Source organism: Mycobacterium angelicum (assembly GCF_002086155.1).
Lineage (GTDB): Bacteria > Actinomycetota > Actinomycetes > Mycobacteriales > Mycobacteriaceae > Mycobacterium > Mycobacterium angelicum.
The window spans coordinates 1-8,613 of sequence record NZ_MVHE01000115.1 but is presented as its reverse complement, the minus strand read 5'-3'; the positions used below and the strand labels follow the sequence as shown (position 1 = coordinate 8,613).

Annotated in this window: 8 protein-coding genes and 2 pseudogenes; 8 read left to right on the top strand and 2 right to left on the bottom strand. The window is 71.0% G+C overall.

Annotated features, from left to right (window positions below; genetic code table 11):
• Positions 1-492: pseudogene (locus BST12_RS27885) on the top strand (oxidoreductase); the annotation flags it as partial.
• 449 nt (positions 493-941) lie between these two features.
• Here BST12_RS27885 and BST12_RS27875 read toward each other — a convergent pair.
• Positions 942-1,799 (bottom strand): HAD-IB family hydrolase, encoded by an 858-nt coding sequence (locus tag BST12_RS27875; protein WP_083116419.1) that lies wholly within the window; start codon positions 1,797-1,799, stop codon positions 942-944.
• A 499-nt stretch (positions 1,800-2,298) separates the two neighbouring features.
• Here BST12_RS27875 and ssd point away from each other — a divergent pair, with 499 nt between their 5' ends.
• From ssd to BST12_RS27840, 7 genes are read left to right on the top strand one after another with little or no spacing between them, the layout of a single operon-like run.
• Positions 2,299-3,354 (top strand): septum site-determining protein Ssd, encoded by a 1,056-nt coding sequence (gene ssd, locus BST12_RS27870; RefSeq protein ID WP_083116424.1) that lies wholly within the window; start codon positions 2,299-2,301, stop codon positions 3,352-3,354.
• Entirely contained in the window at positions 3,351-4,517 is a 1,167-nt protein-coding gene (locus BST12_RS27865; protein WP_083116418.1) for a TadA family conjugal transfer-associated ATPase, read from the top strand. Before ssd ends, BST12_RS27865 begins: the two co-directional genes overlap by 4 nt.
• Positions 4,514-5,311 carry a type II secretion system F family protein gene (locus BST12_RS27860; RefSeq protein ID WP_083116417.1) on the top strand — a complete coding sequence of 266 codons (798 nt, stop codon included), beginning with the start codon at positions 4,514-4,516 and terminating at the stop codon, positions 5,309-5,311. Before BST12_RS27865 ends, BST12_RS27860 begins: the two co-directional genes overlap by 4 nt.
• Positions 5,308-5,898, top strand: a complete 591-nt coding sequence (locus BST12_RS27855) for a type II secretion system F family protein (RefSeq protein ID WP_211281379.1) — start codon at positions 5,308-5,310, stop codon at positions 5,896-5,898. Before BST12_RS27860 ends, BST12_RS27855 begins: the two co-directional genes overlap by 4 nt.
• Before the next feature lie 24 nt (positions 5,899-5,922).
• Positions 5,923-6,123, top strand: a complete 201-nt coding sequence (locus BST12_RS27850; RefSeq protein ID WP_083116416.1) for a DUF4244 domain-containing protein — start codon at positions 5,923-5,925, stop codon at positions 6,121-6,123.
• A 35-nt stretch (positions 6,124-6,158) separates the two neighbouring features.
• Entirely contained in the window at positions 6,159-6,446 is a 288-nt protein-coding gene (locus tag BST12_RS27845) for a TadE family type IV pilus minor pilin (protein WP_083116422.1), read from the top strand.
• Between the two features lie 19 nt (positions 6,447-6,465).
• A complete protein-coding gene (locus tag BST12_RS27840; protein WP_372510901.1) occupies positions 6,466-6,798 on the top strand; it encodes an Rv3654c family TadE-like protein in 333 nt (110 codons plus the stop codon).
• Here BST12_RS27840 and BST12_RS27835 read toward each other — a convergent pair.
• Positions 6,779-8,613: pseudogene (locus tag BST12_RS27835) on the bottom strand (PE family protein); the annotation flags it as partial. The gene BST12_RS27840 and the pseudogene BST12_RS27835 overlap by 20 nt on opposite strands.

The window sequence follows — 8,613 nt, the reverse complement described above, 5'->3', positions numbered from 1 at the left end:
GGGCCGTTGGTGGGGGCGTGGCGGCGCGCGCCGTTGCAGGCGCTGGCGCGCCTGCACGTGCTGGCCGCGGCGGATCTCGCCGACGACGAACGGCTCGGGCGGCCGCGCGCCGACGCCGAAATCGGACCGCGACTGGAGCTGCTGGCCGATGTGGTCACCCGTCCCACGCAGGCATCGGCGCCCGTGGTTGCCGCTGTCGCGCACGGAGAGTTGTTGACGCTAAAGGCATTTGGCAGCGCCGACGGCGTGGTGGCGCGCGCCGTATCGCGACTGGTGACCATCGCCAGCGGTCTGGACCCGCACGGACTGGGCGTTCCCGAGGTTCGTTGGATGCGCCAGCCGGCCGACTACCGCGAGGGAGCACGTCGTTTCGGCGAGGGCACACCCGAGGGCGTGGCCGCCTGGTTGGTGCTGTGTTGCCGGGGGTTGCAGGCCGGCGCCCAGGAGGCTCTTTCAATTGCCGAGTCGGTAGCTGGCGGCCCGCGCAATTAGTCGCCGCGGAAATGCAAAGCGGGCGGCGATCCGAAAATTTTCGAATCACCGCCCGCCAACACGGTTCTCGGGTACCAAGCGTGCATTTATTGGGCTGCGTGGGTGACCTCGGCGCGTTTGCGATACTTCCGACTGCAACCCCACCCAAAGGGCTGTCGATGTCATCCGTTGTTCGCAATTACGCAGGCCCGCAACACTTCTGCCATTATCGCGGCTATGACTCCGCGTGGGTGCCGGGAACCGTGCTGGGTGCCCGGGTCGGGAGAACGAACCTTCTCTTCCGGATCGACCTTGGCCTCACCGGGCTTCCGTGGTTCCTTTGTACTACTAGACCCCAGACACAGCAAGGCCTAATTCTGCGAAAGTTCTGAAACGACTTTGGATTGCGCGCGTCGGACGTTTGCTGCCGCGACTCGAGACGTTGGGACGCCGGTGCTAGAACGCGCCGGCTAGAACATGAAGCGGCGCAGCAGGCTGTAGGTGACCGCACCGGCGGCCAGCGCGGTGATGCCCACCGCGGCGGTGGTGGCGATCGCGGCACCCGAGGGCGCCGGAATGCGATCCCGTAGTGACACCGGCCGGGAGAACGACAGCACGGGCCAGCCCCGCTCGACGGCTTCCCTGCGCAACCCGCGGTCGGGGTTGACCACCGAGGGATGGCCGACGGACTCCAGCATCGGCAGATCGGTGATCGAGTCGGAGTAGGCGTAGCAGTGTTCCAGCGGGTAGCCCTCGCGGGCCGCCAGCTCACGGATCGCTTGGACCTTGTTTTCGCCGTAGCAGTAGAAAGCGACCTCGCCGGTGTACTTACCGTCCTCGACCACCATTCGGGTCGCCATGGCGTGGGTAGCGCCCAATGCGCGGGCAATGGGGGCGACGATCTCCTCGCCCGAGGCGGATACCACCACCACGTCGCGCCCGCACAATTTGTGACCGGCGATGAGGTCGGCGGCTTCGGCGAACACCAGGGGAGTCACGATGTCGTGCAGCGTCTCGTTGACGATCGACTTCACCTGCTCGACGTCCCACCCGGTGCACATGTTGGCCAGGTGCGTGCGCATCCGGTCCATCTGGTCATGATCGGCGCCGGAGAGCAGAAAGATGAACTGCGCATAGCTGGACTTCAACACGGCACGGCGGTTGAGCAGTCCCTGAGCAAAGAAGGGTTTGCTGAAAGCCAGAGTGCTGGACTTGGCAATGATGGTCTTGTCGAGGTCGAAGAAGGCCGCGGTCCGGGCATGTGGAGCACTTGCTCCCGATGCCTCCGGTATGGTTTGCTGGTGCGCGGCCGAGTCGGAGACGGTCACCGTTCCAGCATAGGTCGGAGCTCTGGTAAGCCTGGCATTCTGGTCCCGGAATGACCGTCCGGACACCGTCGCGGCGGCCCCGTCGGGGGCATTTACACGGCTCAAGCTGTACTTTTCTTGTTCTCAATACTTGCGTGAGCCCGCACTGTCATGTGTATAGTAAGCATTACTCGGCCTTGAGCCGAGGGTGTATCAGCCCGACCCCCCGGGGCTGATACACGACGACCCTCGCCTCCTCCCCCCCTGGCGGGGGTCGTCCCTTTTGTGGGGCAAATTATCCTCCCCGTAAGCGTGGTTAGCCGGTCTCTGCGCGCGTTGCGGGAGTCTGCTGCTTTTGCACGGTCCCTGCCCTGACCGACGGCGATTGTGCACAGTTGCGTCTCTATCCACAATTCGGTCTTTGGCACTTTCGTCCCACAGCCCGGCGCCGCACCGTAGATGCGTGACCACCATCTCCGGGCCTTCTCGCACCGGCCGGGCGGCCTCGGGCGTGCTCGCAATGCTGGCCGACCCCGATGTGCGTGATGACCTGGATCGGGTGGCCGCAGCCGTCGGGGTGCGGGTGGTCCACACCGGAGCAAACAGCTCGGTGAGCCGCAAGACGTGGGCGGCCGCCGCGGCTGTGGTGCTCGACGAAGCGGCGGCGGATCGGTGCGGCCGGCTCGCGCTGCCGCGGCGCGGCCACGTCAGCGTGCTCACCGGAACCGAAGCCGCGCCGGCGACCTGGGCGGCGGCCATCGCGATTGGCGCCCAGCACGTCTTGCGGCTGCCCGCCCAAGAGCATGACTTGATCCGAGAGCTCGCCGAAGCCGCCGAGTCGGCGCGCGACGACAGACCGCACGGCCAGGCCGTCGCCGTCATCGGCGGCTGCGGCGGGGCCGGGGCGTCGCTGTTCGCCGTCGCCCTGGCGCAGGCCGCTACCGACGCTCTGCTGGTGGATCTCGATCCTTGGGGCGGGGGCATCGACCTGCTGGTGGGAGGAGAGGCAACAGCCGGTCTGCGGTGGCCTGACCTGGCATTACAGGGCGGACGGCTGACCTGGTCGGCCGTGCGCGAGGCGCTGCCACGGCACCGCGGCATCAGCGTGCTGTCGGGCACCAGGAACGGCTATGAGCTGGACGCCGCGCCGGTGGCTGCGGTGCTCGACGCCGGTCGCCGCGGGGGAGTGGTGGTGGTCTGTGACCTTCCGCGCCGGCTGACTGACGCGACGGTGGCCGCGCTGGACGTGGCTGATCTTGTCGTTCTGCTCAGCCCGTGCGATGTGCGGGCATGCGCGGCCGCCGCCACGATCGCTCCGGTGCTGGCCGCGATCAATCCCAATCTGGGGCTGGTGGTGCGAGGACCGTCGCCCGGCGGGTTGCGGGCGGCCGAGGTTGCCGATATCGCCGGTGTGCCACTGCTGGCATGGATGCGAGCCCAGCCGCGGCTCGCTGAGCAGTTAGACCACGGTGGGCTGCGGCTGCGGCGACGATCGGCCATGGCAGGTGCGGCCCGCCGGGTGCTCGAAGTCTTAGGGGCTCATCCGGTCACGCGCCAGCAGGGTAGGGCGGCGTGACCGGTTCGCTGATCGATCGGGTTCGCGAGCGGCTGGCAGCCGAATCCGCCCCGCTGCGGCCGAATGTTGTCGCGGCCGCGATTCGGGCCGAGTCCGGCGGCATCCTCGGCGACACCGAGGTGCTGGCCAACCTGCGGGTGCTGCAGACGGAATTGACCGGTGCCGGCATTCTCGAACCGCTGCTGTGCGCCGACGACACCACCGACGTGCTGGTGACCGCACCCGACGCGGTGTGGGTCGACGATGGAAACGGGTTGCGGCGCAGCCAGATTCGTTTTGCCGACGAGGCGGCGGTGCGACGGCTGGCCCAGCGGCTGGCGTTGGCGGCCGGCCGCCGCCTCGACGATGCGCAACCGTGGGTGGACGGTCAGCTCACCGGGATCGGTGCCGGAGGGTTCGCGGTGCGGCTGCACGCGGTCCTGCCGCCGGTGGCGGCCGAAGGCACTTGCCTGTCGCTGCGGGTGCTGCGGCCGGCCACGCAGGATTTGACGGCGCTGGCTGCCGCGGGCGCGATCGCGCCGCAGGCCGCCGAACTGGTGGCCGACATCATCTGTGCACGGCTGGCCTTTTTGGTGTGCGGCGGAACCGGGGCCGGAAAGACCACCTTGTTGGCGGCGATGTTGGGAGCCGTCTCGCCGGCCGAGCGAATCGTGTGCGTCGAGGACGCCGCGGAGCTGGCGCCCCGTCATCCGCATCTGGTCAAGCTGGTCGCGCGGGGCGCCAACGTCGAGGGCGTGGGTGAGGTGACGGTGCGCCAGCTGGTTCGGCAGGCATTGCGGATGCGGCCCGACCGCATCGTGGTCGGGGAGGTCAGGGGAGCCGAGGTGGTTGACCTGCTGGCGGCGCTGAACACCGGACATCAGGGCGGGGCGGGCACGGTGCACGCCAACAGTCCGGGCGAGGTCCCGGCCCGGCTGGAGGCGCTGGGCGCGCTCGGCGGCCTCGATCGGGCGGCGCTGCACAGTCAGCTCGTCGCGGCGGTCCAGGTGCTGTTGCACGTCACGCGCGATCGCGCCGGCCGGCGTCGGCTCGGTGAAATTGCGGTGCTGCGCCAGGCCGACAGTGGGCTGGTCCACGCCGTCACCGCATGGCACGCCGACGACGGGCTGACCGAGTACGCCGGGGATCTGCGCCGGCTGCTGCGAAGCCGGTTGCCGGCATGAACGGCCCACTGCTCGGCGCGCCGATGTTGTCGTTGGCGCTGCTGGTGCTGCCTTCCTCGCCGGGACGGCGGCTCACCGGGACCGTTCGCCGTTCGGCTCGGCTGCCCGGTACGCGCTGGCTGGTGTGCTGTTGTGCATGCGTGTTGGTCGGCGCAGTCGTGTGGATGCCGTTGACGACAGTCCTGGCGCTGGTGGTCGTGGGCGCGACGGTGGGTCTGCGGTACCGACGTCGTCGCCGGGCCAGGCGCGCAACGCAGGAGGGACAGGCGCTGGAATCGGCCCTCGAGGTGCTGGTCGGGGAGCTGCGTGTCGGTGCCCATCCGGTGCAGGCGTTCAGCGTTGCCGCCGACGAGACCGATGGCTCTGTTGCGGCCGCCCTGCGTGCGGTGGCGGCGCGCGCCAGGTTGGGCGCCGATGTCAGCGGCGGGCTGCGCGCGGCGGCGTTGTCGTCGGCTCTTCCCACGCAGTGGGAGCGGCTCGCGGTCTGTTGGCAGCTGGCCAACGACCACGGCCTGGCGATATCCACCTTGATGCGCGCCGCGCAGCGCGATATCGCTGAGCGGCAACGGTTTTCGGACAAGGTGGCCGCGGGGATGGCCGGCGCCCGTGCCACTGCGGCCATCCTGGCCGGGCTGCCGCTGCTCGGCGTGTTCCTCGGGCAACTGATCGGCGCGCGTCCGCTGAGCTTCCTGTTGCATGGACACGCAGGTGGCTGGCTGCTGGTGACCGGTGTGGTGCTGGCCTGTTGCGGGCTGCTGTGGTCGGACCGGATAACCGATCGGGTCGAGCCGTGAGCGCCGCGGCGCTGCTGCTGGCCGCGGCGCTGTGGATCGGTGCCGGGCCGTCGCTCGCGCGGGCCCGCGCCCGAATGCCGGTGTCGGCACGCCCGAGGCGCCCAATGCCCAGGCGCGGCCCGGACCCGCTGGGAGTTGCTTCCAGCCTGGACGTGCTTGCCGTGTGCCTGACGGCCGGAATGGCGGTCGCGACCGCCGCGACCGCGACCGCCGTTTCAGCGCCCCCGCGGTTGGGCCGCGTCCTGTCGAGGGCCGCGGACTTGCTGGTGCTGGGGGCCGAGCCCGGTGTCGCCTGGTCGGCACCGCCGGACTTGCCGGCCGGTTGGATTGACGCGCAGACCGAGGCATTGCTGCGCCTGGCGCGGCGATCGGCCTCCTCGGGTGCGGCGCTGGCCGACGGCGTGATCGAGCTGGCCGCTCAGGCTCGCCAGGACGCCGCGCATACGGCCGCCGCGGCAGCCGAGCGTGCCGGGGTCCTGATCGCCGGCCCGCTCGGGGTGTGCTTCTTGCCGGCATTCATCTGCCTGGGGATCGTTCCGGTGGTGGCCGGACTGGCCGGCCGGGTTTTTCAGTCAGGGCTGCTATGAGCCCACAACAGAGGGGAACCATTGATGCGCAACATGTTTCAGGTGCTGGTGACGCGCATGACGCTGCTGGCCACCGACGAGTCCGGCATGTCCACCGTCGAATACGCTATCGGCACAATAGCGGCGGCGGCCTTCGGCGCGATTCTCTACACGGTCGTCACCGGCGATTCCATTGTCTCGGCGTTGAACCACCTCATCGGTCGCGCGCTGTCGACCAAGGTTTAGCGTCGAGTGCCGGCTCGAGCACCGTCGAGGCGGCGCTGGCGATCGCCACGCTGGTGGTGGTTCTGGTGCTGTGTCTGGCCGGAATCACTGCGGTGTCGATGCAGGTGCGCTGTATTGACGCCGCCCGCGAAGCTGCCCGGCTGGCCGCGCGCGGCGACGAACGGGTGGCTGTCGAGGTGGCACGGCGAATCGCACCACCGGCGGCTCGGGTTCAGCTGCATCGGGATGGGCAGTTCCTGGTCGCCAGCGTCATCGCGCGTTCAAACCTGTTGCCCGGCTTGGCTATCGGGGCCAACGCTGTCTCGGTTGCGGAGCCGCGGTGAGCGGGGTTCGGTCACTGTATTGGCGGCCGCCATGGTCGCGGTATTGCTGTGCACCACCGCAGCAGCTGCGTACCTGGGTGCGGCGGTGGTGGCTCGCCACCGTGCCCAGTCGGCCGCCGACCTGGCCGCACTGGCAGGCGCTGCGTGGCTGCCGCACGGTCCGACGCCGGCCTGCGCCCGCGCGACGGCCGTGGGCCGAGAGATGCGTGTCACCGCCACGCGGTGTGTGGTGGACGCGCTTGACGTCGTGGTCACCGTCGAGGTGGCCGTCGCTTTCGGGGGCGCCGCGCGCGCCGCTGCGCGCGCGGGGCCGGCCGCTAGGGGAGTGTCGGCTACTGCACCAAGCCGGTGATCCCGTCTTCGCCGATCAGGACGCCGCTGGTGCCGCCCTTGCCGGCCTTGCCCGCGGTGTTGCCGGTGCCACCGTTACCGCCGTTGCCGCCGTCACCGATGAACACGCCGTTGCCGCCGATCCCGCCGTTGCCGCCGGTGCCGGTCGTCTGTCCGCCACCGCCGCCGGCGCCGCCGTCGCCGCCATTGCCGTTCACCCCAGCTTTGCCGCCATTACCGCCGACACCGCCGGTGCCTGCACCATTCTGGTTGCTACCGGCGCCGCCGGCGCCGCCGGCGCCACCGGAGCCGCTGAGCAGCCCGGCATTGCCGCCGGCCCCGCCGGCACCGCCTTGCTGGGTGGTGCTACCGCCAGCGCCGCCCGTCCCGCCGGTGCCACCGGTGCCGCCGGAACCGAACAGGAACCCAGCATTGCCGCCGGCACCGCCCGCCCCGCCGGTTTCGGTGCTCGACCCGCCGCTACCGCCTGCACCGCCGGCGGCTCCAAAGGAGAGCATTCCAGCGTTGCCGCCGGCCCCACCCGCTCCGCCGTTGGGTTGGCCGGAGCCGCCGCTACCGCCGGTGCCGCCGGCACCGAAGATCCCGCCGGTCCCGCCGGCCCCGCCGGCTTGTTGGAAGCCGCCTGCCCCGCCAGTGCCGCCGGAGCCAAACACCCCGCCGTTGCCGCCGGCGCCGCCGGCCCCGCCGAATCCGCCGTGTCCTCCGGCGCCGCCGTTGGAGAACAACCCGCCGGTTCCGCCCGCGGCCCCGGCGCCGGCACCCTGGCCCGCGCCGGCCCCGCCGGTTCCGGCGGCGCCGAACAGGAACCCGGCGTTGCCACCGCGGCCACCGGAGCCGCCGCTGCCATTGAGGGCGCCGCCACCGCTGCCGCCGGTTCCGCCAGACCCGATCAACAAGCCGGTACCACCGGCACCGCCGGCCCCGCCGGTCCCGCCGAGACCGGCGGCTAGGCCGCCCGCCCCTCCAGTACCGCCGGACCCGAAGAAGATGCCGCCGGCTCCGCCAGCGCCGCCGGCCCCGGCTTTACCCGCGGCGGCGGCGTTGGTGGCCCCGTGCCCGCCGTTGCCGCCGTTGCCGAAGATCCAGCCGCCGTCGCCGCCGGGTGCACCGCTGCCTGGGTTTCCGTTGAGTCCGTTGCCAATCAGCGGACGTCCGGTGGCTGACAAGATGGGTTGGTTGATCGCATTAAGTGCGTTCTGCTGCAGGGTATGGATCGGCGATGGGCTTGGGAGCGGGTTGGAGCCATCGGCGCCCAGCAGCAGCGCGCCGAGCCCGCCGAGACCGGCCTTGCCCGGAGTTGCGCCGGTCCCGCCGCTACCGCCGTTACCACCGTTACCAATCAAGCTGGCCACGGCGTTGCCACCGGCCCCGCCATTACCGCCGGTACCGGTCGAGCTAGCCCCGCCGCTACCGCCGTTGCCACCGTTACCGAAGAACCCCGGTTTGCCGCCGATCCCGCCGGCCCCGCCGGTGCCGGTACCACCAATGCCGCCGGAGCCACCGGCGCCGCCAGAGCCAATGATCATGCCGGCGTTGCCGCCGGCCCCGCCTACCCCTCCGGTGGTCGTGCTGAATCCGCCGGGACCCCCGGCGCCGCCGGAACCTAGGAACATGCCCGCGTTGCCGCCAGCCCCGCCGGCACCGCCGACAGCCCCGCCGAAGCCTTCCCCGCCGCTGCCGCCGGCCCCGCCGGCGGCGCCGAAGGCGAGCATGCCCGCGTTCCCGCCCGCGCCGCCGGCTCCACCGGCCCCTGTTGGGAATAGGCTCGCGCCGCCTGCGCCGCCTTCGCCGCCGGCGCCGAACATGCCGCCGGCCC